This window comes from Kitasatospora setae KM-6054 (genome assembly GCF_000269985.1).
GTDB classification, from domain to species: domain Bacteria; phylum Actinomycetota; class Actinomycetes; order Streptomycetales; family Streptomycetaceae; genus Kitasatospora; species Kitasatospora setae.
The window spans coordinates 1,175,630-1,192,540 of sequence record NC_016109.1; the positions used below are offsets into that span (position 1 = coordinate 1,175,630).

At 74.5% G+C, this 16,911-nt stretch carries 17 protein-coding genes; 10 read left to right on the forward strand and 7 right to left on the reverse strand.

The genetic code is table 11. The annotated features are described in order from the left end of the window. The first annotated feature begins 149 nt into the window (after positions 1-149). The gene (gene xylA, locus KSE_RS05140; protein WP_014134211.1) at positions 150-1,316 is read left to right on the forward strand and encodes a xylose isomerase; all 1,167 of its coding nucleotides are present in this window, start codon (positions 150-152) and stop codon (positions 1,314-1,316) included. A gap of 89 nt (positions 1,317-1,405) precedes the next feature. Here the strand turns inward: xylA and KSE_RS42700 are convergent, their stop codons facing one another. The 4 genes from KSE_RS42700 to KSE_RS05160 all read right to left on the reverse strand — a co-directional run bounded on the left by KSE_RS42700 (position 1,406) and on the right by KSE_RS05160 (position 5,327). Next, entirely contained in the window at positions 1,406-2,515 is a 1,110-nt protein-coding gene (locus KSE_RS42700) for a hypothetical protein (protein WP_014134212.1), read from the reverse strand. A gap of 100 nt (positions 2,516-2,615) precedes the next feature. Further along, on the reverse strand, positions 2,616-3,620 hold the full coding sequence (locus tag KSE_RS05150; protein WP_014134213.1) for a hypothetical protein: 1,005 nt from the start codon (positions 3,618-3,620) through the stop codon (positions 2,616-2,618). Between the two features lie 34 nt (positions 3,621-3,654). After that, positions 3,655-4,557, reverse strand: coding sequence for a phosphotransferase (locus KSE_RS05155; protein ID WP_014134214.1), 903 nt, complete (start codon positions 4,555-4,557; stop codon positions 3,655-3,657). Positions 4,558-4,631: 74 nt separating this feature from the next. Beyond that, the gene (locus KSE_RS05160) at positions 4,632-5,327 is read right to left on the reverse strand and encodes an HAD family hydrolase (protein WP_014134215.1); all 696 of its coding nucleotides are present in this window, start codon (positions 5,325-5,327) and stop codon (positions 4,632-4,634) included. A gap of 96 nt (positions 5,328-5,423) precedes the next feature. Here KSE_RS05160 and KSE_RS05165 point away from each other — a divergent pair, with 96 nt between their 5' ends. After that, a complete protein-coding gene (locus KSE_RS05165; RefSeq protein ID WP_193365916.1) occupies positions 5,424-6,197 on the forward strand; it encodes an XRE family transcriptional regulator in 774 nt (257 codons plus the stop codon). Further along, the gene (locus KSE_RS05170) at positions 6,184-6,651 is read left to right on the forward strand and encodes an NUDIX hydrolase (protein ID WP_014134217.1); all 468 of its coding nucleotides are present in this window, start codon (positions 6,184-6,186) and stop codon (positions 6,649-6,651) included. Before KSE_RS05165 ends, KSE_RS05170 begins: the two co-directional genes overlap by 14 nt. Here the strand turns inward: KSE_RS05170 and KSE_RS05175 are convergent. Continuing rightward, positions 6,639-7,202, reverse strand: a complete 564-nt coding sequence (locus KSE_RS05175; protein ID WP_033257838.1) for an HD domain-containing protein — start codon at positions 7,200-7,202, stop codon at positions 6,639-6,641. The two genes, KSE_RS05170 and KSE_RS05175, sit on opposite strands and share 13 nt — an antisense overlap. 226 nt (positions 7,203-7,428) lie before the next feature. Between KSE_RS05175 and KSE_RS05180 the strand changes: the two genes are divergently transcribed. From KSE_RS05180 to KSE_RS05200, 6 genes are all read left to right on the forward strand, one after another. Continuing rightward, entirely contained in the window at positions 7,429-8,658 is a 1,230-nt protein-coding gene (locus KSE_RS05180; protein WP_014134219.1) for a sensor histidine kinase, read from the forward strand. Next, positions 8,646-9,296 (forward strand): response regulator transcription factor, encoded by a 651-nt coding sequence (locus KSE_RS05185; RefSeq protein WP_014134220.1) that lies wholly within the window; start codon positions 8,646-8,648, stop codon positions 9,294-9,296. Before KSE_RS05180 ends, KSE_RS05185 begins: the two co-directional genes overlap by 13 nt. A 278-nt stretch (positions 9,297-9,574) precedes the next feature. Then, positions 9,575-10,069, forward strand: a complete 495-nt coding sequence (locus KSE_RS05190) for a protein-tyrosine phosphatase family protein (protein ID WP_014134221.1) — start codon at positions 9,575-9,577, stop codon at positions 10,067-10,069. Positions 10,070-10,710: 641 nt separating this feature from the next. Continuing rightward, positions 10,711-10,878 carry an SflA family class IV lanthipeptide gene (locus tag KSE_RS43305; RefSeq protein ID WP_014134222.1) on the forward strand — a complete coding sequence of 56 codons (168 nt, stop codon included), beginning with the start codon at positions 10,711-10,713 and terminating at the stop codon, positions 10,876-10,878. Positions 10,879-10,880: 2 nt separating this feature from the next. After that, positions 10,881-13,508, forward strand: a complete 2,628-nt coding sequence (gene lanL / locus KSE_RS43555) for a class IV lanthionine synthetase LanL (RefSeq protein ID WP_014134223.1) — start codon at positions 10,881-10,883, stop codon at positions 13,506-13,508. A gap of 107 nt (positions 13,509-13,615) precedes the next feature. After that, positions 13,616-14,077, forward strand: coding sequence for a hypothetical protein (locus KSE_RS05200; protein ID WP_014134224.1), 462 nt, complete (start codon positions 13,616-13,618; stop codon positions 14,075-14,077). 98 nt (positions 14,078-14,175) lie between these two features. Here the strand turns inward: KSE_RS05200 and KSE_RS42705 are convergent, their stop codons facing one another. After that, positions 14,176-14,607 (reverse strand): DUF4440 domain-containing protein, encoded by a 432-nt coding sequence (locus KSE_RS42705; protein WP_014134225.1) that lies wholly within the window; start codon positions 14,605-14,607, stop codon positions 14,176-14,178. Positions 14,608-14,810: 203 nt separating this feature from the next. Between KSE_RS42705 and KSE_RS05210 the strand changes: the two genes are divergently transcribed. Continuing rightward, positions 14,811-16,328, forward strand: coding sequence for an amidase (locus tag KSE_RS05210; RefSeq protein ID WP_014134226.1), 1,518 nt, complete (start codon positions 14,811-14,813; stop codon positions 16,326-16,328). Positions 16,329-16,334: 6 nt separating this feature from the next. Here the strand turns inward: KSE_RS05210 and KSE_RS05215 are convergent, their stop codons facing one another. Beyond that, entirely contained in the window at positions 16,335-16,868 is a 534-nt protein-coding gene (locus tag KSE_RS05215) for a GNAT family N-acetyltransferase (RefSeq protein ID WP_014134227.1), read from the reverse strand. Positions 16,869-16,911 lie beyond the last annotated feature (43 nt).

Genomic DNA, 16,911 nt, shown 5'->3' on the forward strand with positions numbered 1-16,911 from the left:
GGCGGGCGGGGAGCCGGGCGAACGGGGGTGTTCCGCGTGGGGGACTTCCCTCGCGGGCTCGGCCATACTAATTTGTCATCCGGCCTGACGAATAGCCCCCGGGCCTCGTCGGGCCGCCGGTCGCCCCCTTCACCCCCCTGGAGTACGTGATGAGCCAGCTCTCCCCCACCCCCGCCGACAAGTTCACCTTCGGCCTGTGGACGGTCGGCTGGCAGGGCCGCGACCCGTTCGGCGACGCCACCCGCCCGGCCCTGGACCCGGTCGAGACGGTCGAGAAGCTGGCCGCCCTGGGCGCGTACGGCGTGACCTTCCACGACGACGACCTGGTGCCGTTCGGCTCCTCGGACGCGGAGCGCGAGGCGATCGTCAAGCGCTTCCGGACCGCCCTGGAGTCCACCGGCCTGCGGGTCCCGATGGCCACCACCAACCTGTTCACCCACCCGGTCTTCAAGGACGGCGCGTTCACCGCCAACGACCGCGACGTGCGCCGCTACGCGCTGCGCAAGACCATCCGCAACATCGACCTCGCGGTCGAGCTGGGCGCGAGCGTGTACGTCGCCTGGGGCGGCCGGGAGGGCGCGGAGCACGGCGCGTCCAAGGACGTCCGGGTCGCCCTGGACCGGCTGAAGGAGGCGTTCGACCTGCTCGGCGACTACGTCACGGAGCAGGGCTACGACCTGCGCTTCGCGATCGAGCCGAAGCCGAACGAGCCGCGCGGCGACATCCTCCTCCCCACCATCGGCCACGCCCTCGCCTTCATCGACCGGCTGGAGCGCCCCGAGCTGGTCGGCCTCAACCCGGAGGTCGGCCACGAGCAGATGGCGGGCCTGAACTTCCCGCACGGCATCGCCCAGGCGCTCTGGTCCGGCAAGCTGTTCCACATCGACCTGAACGGCCAGTCCGGCATCAAGTACGACCAGGACTTCCGGTTCGGCGCGGGCGACCTGCGGCAGGCGTTCTGGCTGGTCGACCTGCTGGAGTCGTCCGACTACCAGGGCCCGCGGCACTTCGACTTCAAGCCGCCGCGCACCGAGGACTTCGCCGGCGTCTGGGAGTCCGCGGCCGGCAACATGCGCAACTACCTGCTGCTCAAGGAGCGCGCCCTGGCCTTCCGCGCCGACCCCCAGGTCCAGGACGCGCTGCGCGCCGCCCGCCTCGACCAGCTCGCCCTGCCGACCGCCGCCGACGGCCTGGCCGCCCTGCTCGCCGACCGCTCCGCCTTCGAGGAGTTCGACGTCACCGCCGCCGCCGAACGCGGCATGGCCTTCGAACACCTCGACCAGCTCGCCATCGAACACCTCCTCGGCGCCCGCTGACCCCTCCGTCCCCTCCCCACCGGCCGACCCCGTCCCCCGGAGGTCGGCCGGTGCCTTTTCCCTCCCCCTGCCCCGGCTGCCCCGCCGCCTCACCGGCCCGCCATCACCACGGCCAGCACCCGCCCGACCATCACCCAGTCCGTCCGCCCGGCCCGGACGGAACACCGCACGGCTTCGAGGACGGTCGCGTCCACCGGGTCCGGCCGAGCCAGCCGCGCGCGCATGTAGTACGTGAAGAGCCCGGGCAGCCGGCCGGACCGGGTTCCGCTGCTGGCCGTGAGGGCGAAGAGCGGCAGGAACCACTGCGCGAAGTCGTCCTTGGCCTCCGGAGCGGCCCGGTACGCCTCGTGCAGCGGATGCAGGTCCGCGAGGTCGCCGTAGGGGAGGTGGCCGTGCAGGGCGTACCGCAGGCGGGTGCCGTCGTGTTCACGGAAGTACCGGCCGTGGGCCGCGATGTGGTTGACCGCGTTCGGGGTGACGGTCATGACGGCCGTCTCCACCAGGTGCCGTCGGGCCGCGGTGAGGACGGTGACGTGGACGCCTGCGCGCGGGTCGAGGACGAGGCCGTGCAGGCCGAGGGGGGCGAGGTCGATGCCGTGGTCGCGGGTCCGGGAGAGGATCAGCCGCCCGGCGGCGGCGCCGGCGGTGTGCTGGAGGTGCTTGGGCTGCCGGCGGTGGCTTGCGTGGATGTCGGAGCGGTCGAGGACGGGGCGGTCCCGCGCGGGTTCGGCGACGAGGTGGAGGCCGGCGCGTTCCTTCCGGCTGTCCGTACTGCCGCAGGCGCGACAGGGGTGGCCGCCGGTGCCGGTCATGTGTCCGCAGGTGCGGCAGGTGGGAACGGTCTCGCGGCTGATGCCGAGAGTGCCGACACGGAGGTTGTTCTCGATCACCTCCAGGGCGAGGTCGGCCACCTCGGCATCGGCATCGGTCATGACGCCGCCCGCCGGAGGCTGTCCGGACGGATACGTGCCGGCTATCAGGTCGGCCTCGAACCGTCGGCGGGAGATCGCCGACCCGTCCGCCTCACGGTGGCGTAGGTCTCCGGCGAGGGTCGCGGTGTTCCAGAGGTGGGGCGCGGGCGGGGCACCCAGGATGGCGTTGAGGGCGGCGGCGAGACGGATGCCGACGGCCTTGCCGGGGCGAGCGTCGAAGGTGAACGGGCCGCTCTGGACGGGCCCGTTGAGGAACAGGTGTCGCACAGGCTCCTCCTGGAGCGGCGGGGTGGCGGGAGTCGTGGTACTTGTCGGCGTTCTCGACGGACTCGGCCTGTCGGCTGACGGGCGGCGTCGTGTGCGCTTCCTAGCCGCACTGACCGGCGAGGCCGGCGGCGTAGGAGCCGCTGACGGCCCAGGGGGTGAGTTCGATGCCGAAGCCGCTGCGTTCGCCGTCCTGCGTGTGGACGAGCCTGCCGGACAGGTGCACGGTGTCGCCGGATCGGAACGCGCCCGTGTAGGCCCCGAGGTACGAGCGCATGTGGGTGATCCGGCGGGCGAAGGAGTCGGCCTCGTCGATGGTCGAGTGGAGGATGGTCTTGACCTTGATCCCGTAGACGGCCGGGGTGGTGAGGCCCTCGGCGTGGTCGGTGATCTTGGCGAGGAGGGAGATCTCGCCGATCTCCTTGGAGCGGATCCGGGCGAAGGTCTTGTCGCGGTCGGAGCGGAGGGGCTCGCAGTTGACGTGCGCGCCGGCGTCGGCGGTGAGTCCTTGGAGCTTGCGGCGTTCCTGTTTGACGAGGGCGTCGAAGGAACTGCCCTCCAGGTACTTGGCCCGGCGCAGGTACAGCCGGGTGAGGTCGTTCCCGTCGTACGGCCGGATCAGGTCGGTCTGCCGGAACAGCTCCTGTGCGGCCTGGTAGCCCTCGGGCCCGTAGCAGACGAGGTCGATGTCCGAGCGTTCGTTGAAGCAGCCGACGAGGAAGGAGCCGGTGACGCCGATCAGGTCCTGGGCGCCGTTCGCGGTGATCCACTCGGTGATCGCCAGGAGGTCCTTGCCTGCCGGGTTGTCGGCGACCGCGCCGGGGTCCTCGTGGATGGCGGCGAGGGCCTGGCGGCAGGAGTAGTGGACGGCCGCGTCCTCGCGCGGGAGGCCGGTGATGACGCAGCCGAGGGTGTCGGAGTAGACGTAGCACTCCGGCCTTCCGGCGAGGATGCCGAAGGACTTCGACACGACGCTGTTCTGCCGGTAGGTCCGGTCGAAGAGCCGCCGGTCGCCTTTCTCGTCGGGGTGGTACTTGACGTAGCCGAGGTAGTGGCTGCCGGGGTGGCTGTCGCCGATGACCTTGAAGACGACGCCGTGCTGGTCCATCAGGTAGTCGCGGTCGCGGACGGTGGGAACCGGCCTACCGGTGTTCGGCGGTGAACCGTTCCAGGGTGGGAAAGGTGCCGGTGTCGATCGTGTGGGACGACTCATACTGATCGAGTCCCGTCATGAAGAGGGCGCGGCGGTACTGCCACTTGAGGTGCTTGTCGTGCCGCGTGGGGTCGGTGGGCCGCATGAGGGCGAGGAAGAAGAAGCACTTGACGAACAGGAAGTCGCCCAGGTGCTCGCTCACCCGCCGCCCGATCAGGGACACGGTGGTCTCGTCGAGCGCGGCGGTGTAGGCGGCGCGCTGTTCCGGGGTGATGCCGTAGCCCTTGCCACCGCCCTTGAAGGCCACGATGTCGAGCGCGGGGTAGACGTCGTAGCCGAGCGGGACCGGCCCGTGGTGCTGCCAGTCGATGACGCCGGCCCGGAGGACGTTGGGCAGGCCGTAGTCCAGGTGTCCGCGCACCGTCGGGAGCCGGGCCAGTCGGCCGAGGGCGTGCTCGACCGCCTCGTGGACGCGCGGGACGTCGAAGTCCGGGTTCTCCTCGAGGACCTCGGTCGCGAAGGCCGCCCGCTCGAACCACGGCGTGGCGGGGAGGGGATGCCTCGCCTGGGCCCGTAGGAGCTTCGAGGCGACAGCAGCCGCCGTACTGATCACCCGGTGGCCGACCCGACCGTCCCGCCCGGCGTCGGCCAGCGCCTCCTCGTGCAGCGAGGTGTCGCCGATGGCGCGCTCGACGACGAAACGGCGCCCGCTCTCCGAGCCTTGGTCGACGATCTCCGGCACCGGGTAGCCGAGGCCGGCAACCAGTCGTTGAAACTCGCCCTCCGCCCGCAGGTCCTCACCGCCGGTCCGCTTGTAGAGCAGGCCGTCCGCCGACCTCCACACCGCGCCGTCGGCGGCGGTCCGGTCCTTCACGAACTCCCAGTCGGTCATCCGCGTGCGCCTTTCCTCGGGAACCCGATGGTCGCGGAGCCCGCACGGACCGCGCCACCGCGTTCGCGGACGGTTCAGGGACGTCCCGGGACGTTTTCCAGCAGCGTGAGGAGAGCCGCCGTGTCCGACAGGTCGGGCAGCACCACCGGAGCACCCGCCGCCTCGAGTTCGGCACGGCCGTGCACACCGGAGGCGACCGCGACGATCCCGGAACCCGTGGTGAGCGCCGCCTCGACGTCCCGCGGTGTGTCTCCCACCAGAACCACCGGAACGCCGACGGGCAGCCCACGGTGGCGCCGCACCCGCCTGCGGGCGACGTCGACCAGGTCAGGGCGCTGCTCCGCGTCAGTGCCGTAGGCCCCGACGCGGAGGTCCAGCGAGCCGTCGAGGCCGAACGCCGCCAGTTTCACCCGGGCGTTCGCCGCGATGTTGCCGGTCAGCACCGAGGACACCCAACCGGCACGGGACGAAGCGGCTTCGAGGGCGTCGAGCGCACCCGGGAGCGCCGTCCCACGTCGCCGCAGTTCGCCCAGGCGCTCCTCGCCGGACCGGGTGAGAGCAGCCTCGACGGCCGACCAGTCGGGCTCCGGGAGGCCGTGCCCGCGAAACATGTCCCGCATGATCAGGCGGTCGGTGCGGCCCTCCGTCGACGCGCCCGTGACCGGCGGGATTCCGGTCAGCGCGGTGAACGCGGCGGCGTAGATCTCCTTGCTCACCCCCGCGTTCTCGATGAGGGTGTGGTCGATGTCCCACAGGACGATGAGCTGCATGCCGTCAGGGTAAGCAGCTTGTCGGGCCGTCAGCTCCGCCCGAACGCCCGGCGGCCTCCTTGCACCGTCCCGTCCGGCCCCGCTTGGATGGTCTCCGTGAACGAGCGACTCCACTCCGTGCTGGCCCGGCGGGGCGTCGGCCCCGAGGCGCTCGCCGAAGCCTGCGCGGTGGACCCGAAGACCGTCGGCCGCTGGCTCGGCGGACGGGTGCCCCATCCGAGGCACCGTTTCCGCGCCGCCCATTTCCTGCGCGTGGAGGAGGCCTTCCTCTGGCCGGACCCACTGCCCCGGGCGGGTCTGGGGCCGGGCGGGGCGGGCGCCGAACTCGTCGGCACCTACCGGAACCGGGCCAGTGTGCCCCGCGAGACCTGGCTGACCCTGCTGCAGGAGGCCCGGCAGCGGATCGACGTGCTGGTCTTCTCCGGGACGTTCTTCGCGCAGTCCAATCCGCACGTCGCCGAGATGCTCGCCGAACGGGCTGCCGACGGCGTCCGGGTCCGGCTGTGCTTCGGTGACCCGAGCGGACGGACCGCCTCCGTCCGGGGGCGGGAGGAAGGCATCGGCGACACCCTCGCCGCCAAGATCCGGGCCTCCCTCACCTACTACCGCTCCCTGCTCACGGAGGAGGGGTGCGAGGTACGGCTTCACGACACCACGCTGTACAACTCCCTCTTCCGCTACGACGACGACCTGCTGGTCAACTCCCACATCTACGGCCGGCCGGCCAGCGCCAACCCCCTGCTCCACCTCAAGCGGGTGGACACCAGCGGCTGGTTCGACAACTACGCTCAGGGCTTCGAAGCGGTCTGGGCCCGAGCGCGGCCCTGGACGCCCGACCAGGAGGGGATCGCCGCGCATGGGCAGGACTGAGTACTACAACGACCCGAACGCTCCCAAGGCCAACACCCTCGTCCCCGCCAGCAACCTGCTCGTCGTCGACGACTCCGGCGCCGTCCTGCTGCAGCGCCGCCGCGACACGGGCCAGTGGGCACTACCCGGCGGAGCCCAGGACATCGGGGAGACCGCCGCCCAGTGCGCGGTCCGCGAGTGCCTGGAGGAGACCGGCATCGTCGCCGAGATCACCGGCTTCCTCGGCGTCTACACCAACCCCCACCACATCGTCGCCTACGCCGACGGCGAGATCCGCCAGCAGTACGAGAACACCTACATCGGCCGCCCCGTCGGCGGCGAACCCACGATCAACGACGAGGCCGACGGCGTCCGCTTCGTCCGGCCCGCCGACCTCGACCAGTACGACATCCACCCCAGCATGCGCCAGCAGATCAGCGACTACCTCGCGGGCACCTACCCCTACCTGGGCTGAACCGGCGACGCCGCCTCCACCCGCGCCACGGCCGCGAGGATCTCCGGCGACGCCCGGCGGGCGAACCGCCCCACCACGCTCTGCGCCCCGTAGCGGCCGAGGATCTCCGCCACGCGCGCCTCGGCCGTGGTCGGGATCCCGTCGGGCGTCGTCGTCATGTCGCACCACACCAGGGCGTCGACCAAGCGCTGGTCCTCCACCAGCGGGAACTCGGCCTCCAGTACCTCCCGAAGGCCACGCTCCTCCGCTTCGAGCAGCGCGAACGAGTGGTTCGCCACCAGCCGCGTGAGCTGATCGTCCGCCCCGTGGGCGTCACGGAGGAACCGCGCGCCGTCGAGCGGGTGGAACCCCGTGGCCGCCAACCTCGGCGCGTAGCCGATGTCGTGCAGCAGGGCGGCACGGACGAGGAGGCCGGCTTTCCGACCTAGAACCCCTTCCAGGCGGCCGGCCCGCTCCGCCACGCCCCGGGTGTGCGCCCAGCGGCGGGGCAGCGGGCCGGCGAGTTCGTGTTCCGCCAGTGCCCTGGCCCAAGAGGTCGGCTTCGTCCGCATGCCCCCGTACTTCCCCCGGTGACGGCCGTGACACCCCAACCGCGCGGTTCGGTGGGCGGGGCTGCGTCCGAGGTGGGCGGGGTGGGCGGGGTGGTGGGGCGGGGTGGTGCTGGGTTCACCATGAAGTCGGGTGCGGGCTTCATGGCGCGCTGTCGCGGCGGTGTCCTACCGTCGAGCCGTGATGATTCGACCCGGGCTGAGGCGCCCGGTACTCCGAGCGCGGCGGGTGCGGCGCGACGTCGGCTTCCTGGCCACCGGCGTCCTGCCGCACCTGGCCCTGGTGCCGGTGTGGGCCTGGGCCTGGACGTTCGCCGACCGGACGGGGCAGTGGATACCGGCCCTGCTGGTGGCGGCGCCCCTGGTCGTGCTCGGCGCCCCGCTGCTGACGGCCGCCCAGCGGGCCCGCCACCGCGTCCTGCTCGGGGTGGACGTCGCCCCGACGGCGCCCACCGCCGCCGACCGCACGTCGTGGGCGGCCGCGGCCCGGCGGCTGCCCGGCCGGCTGTCCGCGGCGCAGACCTGGCGCCGGGTCGGCTACCACCTGCTGCTCGGCCCGCTGCTGGCCGCCGCGGAGTCGCTGGTCCTGACCGCCGCGGCCGCGGGCCTGGCGGGCGCCACCTCCTACGGCTGGGCCTGGGCGGTGCCCGCGCAGGCCCGCCAGAGCCGGCTCGGGTACGCCGCGCAGCTGCCGTGCTACACGCTGGGCGGGCTGCTCCTGCTCGGCGCCCTGCCCTGGCTGGCGGGCGCGGCCGCCCGGGGCGAGTCGCGCGCGGCGGCGGCCCTGCTCGGCCCCGGCCGGTCCGAGCGGCTCCGCCGGCTCCAGCAGCGGGTCGACCACCTGGCGGAGAGCCGCACCGGCCTGATCGAGGCGGTCGACGCCGAGCGCCGCCGGATCGAGCGGGACCTGCACGACGGCACCCAGCAGCGGCTGGTCTCGCTCGCCGTCAACCTCGGCCTGGTCCTGGCCACCACCCCCGACCTGCCGGACGGGGCCCGCGCGGCGGTCGCCGAGGCCCACCTGGAGGCGAAGCAGGCGATCGCCGAGCTCAACGACCTGGTCCGGGGGCTGCACCCCGCCGTGCTGGAGGACCGCGGGCTGGACGCGGCCCTGTCCGGCCTGGCCGCCCGGCTCCCGCTGCCGGTGCGCCTGCGGGTCGAACTCGACGCGCGAGTGCCGCCCGGCGTGGAGTCGGTGGCGTACTTCGTGGTCTCCGAGGCCCTGGCCAACGTGATCAAGCACGCCGGGGCGACCCGCACCGAGGTGACGGTCAGACAGGTCGGCGCGCTGCTGCGGGTGAACGTCACGGACGACGGCCTCGGCGGCGCCGACCCCTCCGCCGGGACGGGGCTCGGCGGGCTGGCCAAACGGGTCGGCGCGGTCGACGGCGCCTTCCACGTCAGCAGCCCCGTCGGCGGCCCCACCACCGTGACCGCGGAGCTGCCGTGCGCGCGGTGATCGCCGAGGACTCGGTGCTGCTCCGGGTCGGCCTGGTCAAGGTGTTGGAGATGGGCGGCTTCCAGGTCGTCGCGGAGGCCGGCGACGCGACCGCCCTGCTGGCGGCGGTCGAGCGGCACCGCCCCGAACTCGCCCTGGTGGACGTCCGGATGCCGCCCTCCTTCACCGACGAGGGAGTGCGCGCCGCCCTGGAGATCCGCCGCAGCCGGCCGGGGACGGCGGTGGTGCTGCTCTCCCAGTACGTCGAGGAGCGCTACGCGGCCGACCTGCTGTCCGCCGACACCAGCGGCGTCGGCTACCTGCTCAAACAGCGCGTCGCCGACGTCACCGAGTTCGTCGAGACGGTCCGCCGGGTCGCCGGCGGCGGCACCGCGCTGGACCCGCAGGTCGTCGCCCAACTGCTGCTGCGCCGCAGCAACGACCCGCTGGAGCGGCTGACCCCCCGCGAACGGGACGTCCTGGCCCTGATGGCGGAGGGGCACTCCAACACCGGCATCGCGGAGTCCCTGACGATCAGCGAGAGCGCCGTCGCCAAGCACATCAACAACATCTTCGCCAAACTCGACCTCCCGGTCGCCGACACCGGCCACCGCCGCGTCCTGGCCGTGCTGCGCTTCCTCGGCACGTCCCGGTCCTGAACCGGCCGGAGGGGCCGGGCCGGGGGTTTCCCCTGGCGCCCGGCGGGTGGTGCTAGCCTCGGTGCACCGCCCGCCACCGTGCCGCGCCCGCCCGCTCGTCCGCGCGCGCCCGTCCGGCCGGCCGGCCGTTCCCCGCCGCCGGGGCCCCGGTCCGCTGTCCTGCCGACCGCCGGGCCGGCACCGCGCCCCGCACACCACCGCGCACCGCGCACCGCGCACCGGCCGATGCCCTTCCGCACGGCCGAACACCCCACCCCGTCCGGAGGTCGGCTCCCGCCATGCGTCCCACCCTGTTCACGATCGACCGGCCCGGACCGGGCCGGCTCAGCACCATGGCCCGGCCGCGCGGCGGCGACTGGCTGGCCGAGGAGATGGCCGGGCTGGCGGCGGCGGGGGTGGACGAGCTGGTCAGCGCGCTCACCCCGGCGGAGTGCGCCGAGCTCGGGCTGACGGCGGAGGCCGAGTGCGCCCGGGCGGCGGGGCTGCGGTTCACGTCGGTACCGATCCCGGACCTCTCGGTGCCGGCGCCGGCCGAAGTCCTCCCGGTGGTGGACGGGTTGGCGCGGCGACTGGCAGCCGGCGGGCACGTCGTGCTGCACTGCCGGGCCGGGATCGGGCGCTCCTCGCTGCTGGCCGCGTCCGTCCTGATCCGCTCGGGGGCCGACCCGGACGACGCGTGGGCGCGGATCGGCCGGGCCCGCGGCCTCGCCGTGCCGGACACCGCCGAGCAGCGTGCCTGGACCGACCGCCTCCCCCGCCCCGACCTGCGGTAACCGGGTCTCGGACGGCTCGACGACCGGCGGCCGCGGCCTCGTTGACGTCGGCCACGGACAGCATGCTGCCGAGCCGCCCCCGAGCTGCCCGGCGCGGTTCTCCGGCCACGCGCTGGGGGCCACCCCCTCGGCATTCATGACGTGCCCATGCAATTCCGTCCGGTTCCAGCCAGTCCGACAGGTGACAGCCGGAACGCCTTCCGGCGAGGCCGACGCGCGGGAAAGCTGGTGACCGCCGCCCGGGGAACGCCAGGGACGGCAATCGGACGAAACGTCGACCGCCCGGCCCTCGCGGACCGGAGGCATCGACTCGCCCCGCACCGCGCCGCGCCCCGTCGCACACCGGCGCGACCGCCTGGTACGTGCTCGGCGCACTGGGCGGCAACCCCTTCCGGCTCTGAAGGCCGAAGGCCACGGGAGAGAGTGGAGGGTGGAAGACCAGGTCAGCGAACGATCCGAGCCGGCCTTCCGCCGGCGGTGCGGAACCGGCCCGTCCGCCCCCTTGTCAGGTGCACCGTTCCTGCCTACCTTCATGCTCCAGGACTTCGGCCCGACCGGGCCCAGCGGTCCACGGCGCCGACCGCGAACCCGCGGCGGCGCCGGAGGCGCGACAAGACCTCGACAAGACCTGGAGGCGTCACATGCCCGTTGCCACCCCCACCGCGATCCGCGACGCCGGCCCGCTGGCCGTGGACGACGAGACCCTGCTGTTCGAGGACGACGACCGCACCGACCTCGACCCCACGGCCTGTCTGGCCGACCCGTGGGTCACCGCGACCACCCGCGTCGGCTGCGACTTCAACTCCTGACGGTGGCCGGGCCCATCGCCGGTCGCCGCCCCTGGTCCGACGACACCTGGTCGTACCTGAACGATCCGCGGATGCCGGCGATGGAGCACGGTTGGAAGCTGCACGTCTCCGCCCGCCCGGGCACCCTGGACGCCGTCCTCGCCCTCGTCCTGCCGGTGCTGGCCCGGCACGTCTGCCACGCCAAGTGGGCCCGCGACCCCGAGGTGCTGCGGATCCTCAACTCCGGTACGCGCAACGCCACCTCGGTCGGCAAGGCGGTCACCGTCTACCCGGCCCCGGACGAACTCCTGCCGCTCGCGGCCGAGTTGGCCGCCACCCTACGCGGCCACCAGGGCCCGCCGATCACCGGCGACCGCCGCCTGGACCCCGACGCGCCGGTCTACTACCGGTACGGGCCGTTCACCGGCGACTACCGGACCGGCCGCAGCGGGCGCCTCGAATCCGTGATGACCGGGCCCGACGGGCGCCTCTTCGACGGCCTGGCGGGCACCGCGTACCGCTGCCCGCCGTGGGCCGAGGACCCGTTCGCCCGCCCGGCCCCCGCGCCCTCCGCCACCTCGTCCGAGAGCTCCACGGCCGCCCCCACCGGTTTCGGCGGCGGGCGCTACCGGGTGACCGGCGGGATCGCCCGCAAGGCGCAGGGCAACGTCTACCGCGCGGTGGACCGGGAGACCGGGCTGGCCGTGGTGGTCAAGCAGGCCCGCGCCCACGTCGCCGAGGACACCGACGGCTCCGACGCCCGCGACCGCCTCCGCAACGAACACGCCGTCCTCACCGCGCTCGACGGCCTCCCCGGCGTCCCGCGCGCCCTCGACTACTTCCGCCACCGCGCCGACGAGTACCTGGTCACCGACGACCGCGGCAGCCGCGACCTGCGCCGCGAGGTGCACCTGCGCGGCCCGCTCGCCGCCCCGGGCCCGCTCGCCGTCCGCCTGCTGCACGTCCTGGACGGGATCCACCGGCGGGGCGTGGTGGTGCGCGACCTCAAGCCGGACAACATCGTCCTGGACTCCCAAGGGGACTGCCACCTCGTCGACTTCGGCATCAGCGCCCGGCACGGCAGCGGCCCGGACGGCTCGACGCCCGGCTACAGCGCCCCCGTCCACCGGCCCGGCGCCGCGCCGCTCGCCGCCGACGACCACCACACCCTCGGCATGACCCTGTACTTCGCCGCCACCGGCCTCGACCCGGTCGTGCTCGACGCCGACCACGCCGTCAACCGCGAACGCACCCTGGCCTGCCTGGAGTTCGCCCTCCCCGGCTCGGCGCACCACCGACTGCGCACCCTGGTAGCCGAGTTGACCGACCCCGACCCCGGCATCCGGCTCCTCGGCGCGGAGCGGCTGCGCGCCGGCGGCCCCGCCGCCTTCGACCGACTCCCTTCCCGCCCAACGGACTTCGCCCCGCGCTCCACACCGGAACCCGGCCCGCACTACGGCCCGCACTACGGCCCGCACTACGGCCCGCACTCCACCCCCGCGTTCGCCCCGCGTGCCAGGGCCGTGCCGCTCCCGCCCGACCGACTGGCCGAAATCGTCGAGCACACCGTCGCGTACTGCGTCGCCGAGGCGCACCGGATCGCCGATCCGGTGCGGGCCGACCGGGGCGGCGTTCCCACGCCGCTCGACGTGTACGGCGGGAGTTCCGGGCTCGGACTGGAGCTCGTCCGGCACCTGCACCGGCCCGGCGTGCCCGCCGCCGTCGCGGCGCTCGCCGACTGGACAGCACGCCAACACCGCACCCTCCCGGCCGGGTTGTACTGCGGACGGGCCGGTGTCGACCTGTTCCTGGCCGCCGCCGGAACACCGGCGTGGGAGGCCGCGACCGACTCACCGCCGGCCCGCCGCGCGGACGGCGGGCCGCCGGAGGCCGACCTGATCGACGGGGCCGCCGGCCTCGGCCTCGGCCATCTGCTGCTCGCCCGGGCCGACCCGGCCGCCGCCGCCCGGCACCTGGCCACCGCCACCGCCTGCCGCGACCAACTCATCAACGGAACAGCCAAGTTGACGCCGCCCGTCATTGCGCGGGCCGGCGACGCCGCGCTCACCCTGGGCCTGGCCCACGGCGACGCGGGCGTCGCCCACTTCCTCCTCGCCCACGCCCACGCCACCGGCGACCCGCTCTCGGACCGCCACGCCCTCCGGGCCTGTGCGCAACTCGCCGCCGCCACACCCGCGTTGCTCACCGCCGCCGGCCGCCCGGACGCCACCCGCCGCTACGGCTCCTGGTGCCGCGGCCTGGCCGGGATCGGCGCCGTCCTGGCCGGCGCCGCCGAACGGTTCGGCGACCCCGCCCACCGTGCCCTCGCCGAGGACTGCGCCCGCGCCTGCCTCGTGCTGGCGCCGCGGATGCCCCTGGTCACCCAGTGCTGCGGCCTCGCCGGAGTCGGTGACCTGATGCTCCGACTCGCCCCCGGCGCGCCGGAGTTCCACGAAGCCGCGCACACCGTCGCCGCCCTCGTCCTGGCCCGCTCGGCCGGCCCCGCCGACCGCCCGGCCTTCCCCGACGCCGGCCTGGTCCGCCAGTCCCCCGGCCACGCCACCGGCACCACCGGAGTCCTCGCCTTCCTCCGCCGCCTGCACTCCCCCGCCCCGCCCCCGGACGCCCACCCGCTCGACGAACTCCCCTGACCAGCACGGCCGCTGCCACCGCCACTACCGGCCCGCCCCTACGCTGAGCGGGTCGGTCGCCCGGGAACGCCGGACGACGAGCACAGCACAGAGGGGGATCCGTCCGCATGAACGCCTGGTTGGGCACCGTGATCGCACTGGCCGCGCTGGCCCTGTCCGCCGCCACCGCGTACCAGCAGCACCGCAGCCGGGGGCGGGAGTCCCGGGCCGCCGAGGTCACCGCGTACTTCCACCGGACCGCGGAGTTCGCCCGGGTGAAGCTCCCCGACGGCACGATCCGGGAAGCCGGCTACCACCTGGTGATCTGGAACCGCGGCCCCGCCCCCGCCACCGCCGTACGCATCGAACTCGCGGCCGCCGAAGGCGATCCGGTCGAGCTCGCCGACCTCGGTCCGGACGAGTTCCCGCTGCCCCGGATCGACCGCGACGGCCGCTACCCCCTCCCCTGGCTCCCCACCGGCGCCGACCACCGCGGCGACCGCCGGTTCACCGTCCGGCTGCACTGGCAGGACGGCAACGGCCCCCAGGAGCGCCTGCTGCCGCTGCGCAAGGGCCAGACCAACCTCTGAGGAAGCCGCCGGAGCCCCTCGGGTGACCGCCCGTTCCCGAGGTGCCCGGCGAGGCGGCGGGCCGCCGATCGGCCGCCGCGCACCGAGCCGCCGATCGGTCACCCGGCGCCTCCACCACCGCCGCGGCTCGCGGCGGCCAGCATCCGCAGGAGCGGCGTGACGTCCCGCTCGAAGGTGAACTCCCGCACCAGGGTGGACCATCGGCCGTCGGACCAGCGCCAGACGAAGACGTAGCGGGCCGGCACGCCGTCCTCGCAGCGGTACATGACGACGGTGCCCTGATCTCCGTGCCGGGCGGCGGACAGGAAGCGGACGTCCTCGGTGCCGCCCTCGCCGACCGAGCGGCCCTGCTCGGCGAGGGCGCGGAAGCGGGCCATGAAGTGCGCCTTGGTCAGCACCGCGACCTGGCCGGCCTCGTCGGTGCGGACGTTCTCGAACTCCTCGTCGTACAGCGCCTCCAGGGCCGCCAGGTCCATCGCCGTGCCCGCCGCCAGGTACGCGCGCATCCGCGCGGTCAGCGTCTCGTCCATCGTGCTCTCCCCCGTGTTCGGGTGCTCCGCGCCGGTCGGTTCCGGCCGGCTCCGCCCACCACTCTCGGCCCGGCCGCCGACAGCGCGCCCACACCCCGCTGTCAGCGCGCCGTCAGCGCGCCCCGCCCGCGCGAACGTGCCCCGATTCGCTTGCCCGGAACGGTATTTCGTGCCCTTCCGAGGGTGCACGTACGGTCCTGTCCATGGAGCGATGGACCTATCCGACGGCCGGGGAACTGGCATCGGCGCTGCGCGCCGGGGACGTCACCTCGACGGAGCTGACCGAGCAGGCGATCGAGCGGATCGAGCAGGCGGACGGGGCGCTGAACGCGGTCTGCGCACCGGACTTCGAGCGGGCCAGGGCGGCCGCGCGGGAGGCCGACCTGGCGCTGGCGCGCGGGGCGCACGGCAGAGGCGGGGAAGGCGGGGCGCGCGGCGAACTCGGCCGGCGGCGGCCGCTGTTGGGGGTTCCGGTCACGGTGAAGGAGTCGTTCGACGCCGTGGGGCTGCCCACCACCTGGGGGAACCCGGAGTTCCGCGGGCACCTGGCGGCGGAGGACGCGCTGCTGGTGGAGCGGATGCGAGCGGCGGGCGCGGTGGTGCTGGGCAAGACCAACGTGCCGCTCGGGCTGCGGGACATCCAGACGTACAACGAGATCCACGGCACCACCAACAACCCGTGGGACCTCGCCCGCACCCCGGGCGGCTCCTCCGGCGGTTCGGCGGCGGCGCTGGCCGCCGGGTTCGGGGCACTCTCGCTGGGCTCGGACATCGGCGGCTCGCTGCGCACCCCCGCGCACTTCTGCGGCGTCCACGCGCACAAGCCGACCCTGCACCTGCTGCCCACCCGCGGCATGAGCCCGCCGCCCGGACCCGCGCTGCCGACCGACATCGAACTCGCCGTGGCCGGCCCGATGGCCCGTTCGGCCGGCGACCTGACGCTGCTGCTCGACGTGCTGCTCGGCCCCGACCCGCTGACCCGCGGCCGGTCGGACACCACCGCACTGCCGCCCGCCCGGCACCAACGGCTGGACGGCTTCCGGGTGTTGGTGCTGGACGAGCACCCGCTGCTGCCGACCGGCGCCGACGTCCGCGCGGGCATCGCCCGGACCGCCGACGCGCTCGCCGACGGCGGGGCCCGGGTCGTCCGGCACAGCCCGCTGCTGCCCGACCTCGCCGAGGCCGCCGAACTCTACATGCTGCTGCTGTTCGCCATCTCCACCGCCCGCTTCCCCGCCGCCGCGTACGAGCAGGTACGCAGCCTGGCAGCCGAGTTGGGCGCGGACGACCGCAGCCTGCACGCCGCGCGGCTGCGCGGCGCGACGCTCTCCCACCGCGACTGGCTGGCCGCCGACCACCGGCGCGAACTCCACCGGCGGTCCTGGCGACGGCTGTTCACCGAGTTCGACGCCGTCGTCGCGCCGATCACCCCGACCGCCGCCTTCCCGCACCACCAGGACCCGGACCTGCTGAACCGCCGGATCACCATCGCCGGCACCGACCACCGCTACCTCGACCAACTGGTCTGGGCCGGCCTCGCCACCATGCCGGGCCTCCCCGCCACCGCCGTCCCCACCGGCCCGTCCACCGAGGGCCTCCCGGTCGGCGTCCAGCTGATCGGCCCGATGTACGAGGACCGCACCCCGCTCCGCCTCGCCGAACTCCTGGAGGAACACCTCGGCGGCTTCCGCCCGCCGCCACCGCGCCCGGCCGACCGCTGAACCGGGTCAGCCGGCAGGGCCCGGGGCGGGACGGCCCGGGGCGGGACGGCACTCCATCAGCAGTCGGCTTCCCCGCCTGTCGACCAAGCGGAAGCCCGCTTTCGTCCAGGCGCGGACGGCGCGGGTGTTGGACGCCTCGGGGTCGACGGTCACCCGCCGCCAGCCCAGCTCCGTGTGGAGGTGCCGGACGAGGGCGCGGGCGGCGTCCGGGCCGAGGCCCTCGCCCTGGGCCCCGGGCAGCAGGACCAGGTCGATGCCGCCGCCCCGCTCCGGGCCGCCACCGTCGGCGGCGGCGTACTGGATGTAGCCGACCGGGGCGGCGGTGCTCCGGGCGAGGACCAGGAAGGACTCGACGGCGGGGCGGCGCCGGCCCGTGTACTTGGCGGCGACCTCCGCGCGGGTGAGCGGCCGTCCACCCCAGTACCGCACGAACCCGGGGTCGGCGAACCACCCGGCGAGCAGTTCCAGGTCCGCCTCGGCGGTCGGCACGAGCCGGGTCAGCCCGCCCTCGACGACCCCGTGCGGCGGCTCGTCGCGCACGCCCCGGCTCCTTCCTCGCGGGTGTCCTCCCGGCTCCGTCGTC

Bases quoted from the DNA above. Each gene is read 5' to 3' on its own strand.
- xylA (WP_014134211.1), top strand. From the start codon at position 150: ATGAGCCAGCTCTCCCCCACCCCCGCCGACAAGTTCACCTTCGGCCTG.
- KSE_RS05150 (WP_014134213.1), bottom strand. From the start codon at position 3,620: ATGGACCAGCACGGCGTCGTCTTCAAGGTCATCGGCGACAGCCACCCC.
- KSE_RS05155 (WP_014134214.1), bottom strand. From the start codon at position 4,557: ATGACCGACTGGGAGTTCGTGAAGGACCGGACCGCCGCCGACGGCGCG.
- KSE_RS05160 (WP_014134215.1), bottom strand. From the start codon at position 5,327: ATGCAGCTCATCGTCCTGTGGGACATCGACCACACCCTCATCGAGAAC.
- KSE_RS05170 (WP_014134217.1), top strand. From the start codon at position 6,184: ATGGGCAGGACTGAGTACTACAACGACCCGAACGCTCCCAAGGCCAAC.
- KSE_RS05175 (WP_033257838.1), bottom strand. From the start codon at position 7,202: ATGCGGACGAAGCCGACCTCTTGGGCCAGGGCACTGGCGGAACACGAA.
- KSE_RS05190 (WP_014134221.1), top strand. From the start codon at position 9,575: ATGCGTCCCACCCTGTTCACGATCGACCGGCCCGGACCGGGCCGGCTC.
- KSE_RS43305 (WP_014134222.1), top strand. From the start codon at position 10,711: ATGCCCGTTGCCACCCCCACCGCGATCCGCGACGCCGGCCCGCTGGCC.
- KSE_RS05200 (WP_014134224.1), top strand. From the start codon at position 13,616: ATGAACGCCTGGTTGGGCACCGTGATCGCACTGGCCGCGCTGGCCCTG.
- KSE_RS42705 (WP_014134225.1), bottom strand. From the start codon at position 14,607: ATGGACGAGACGCTGACCGCGCGGATGCGCGCGTACCTGGCGGCGGGC.
- KSE_RS05210 (WP_014134226.1), top strand. From the start codon at position 14,811: ATGGAGCGATGGACCTATCCGACGGCCGGGGAACTGGCATCGGCGCTG.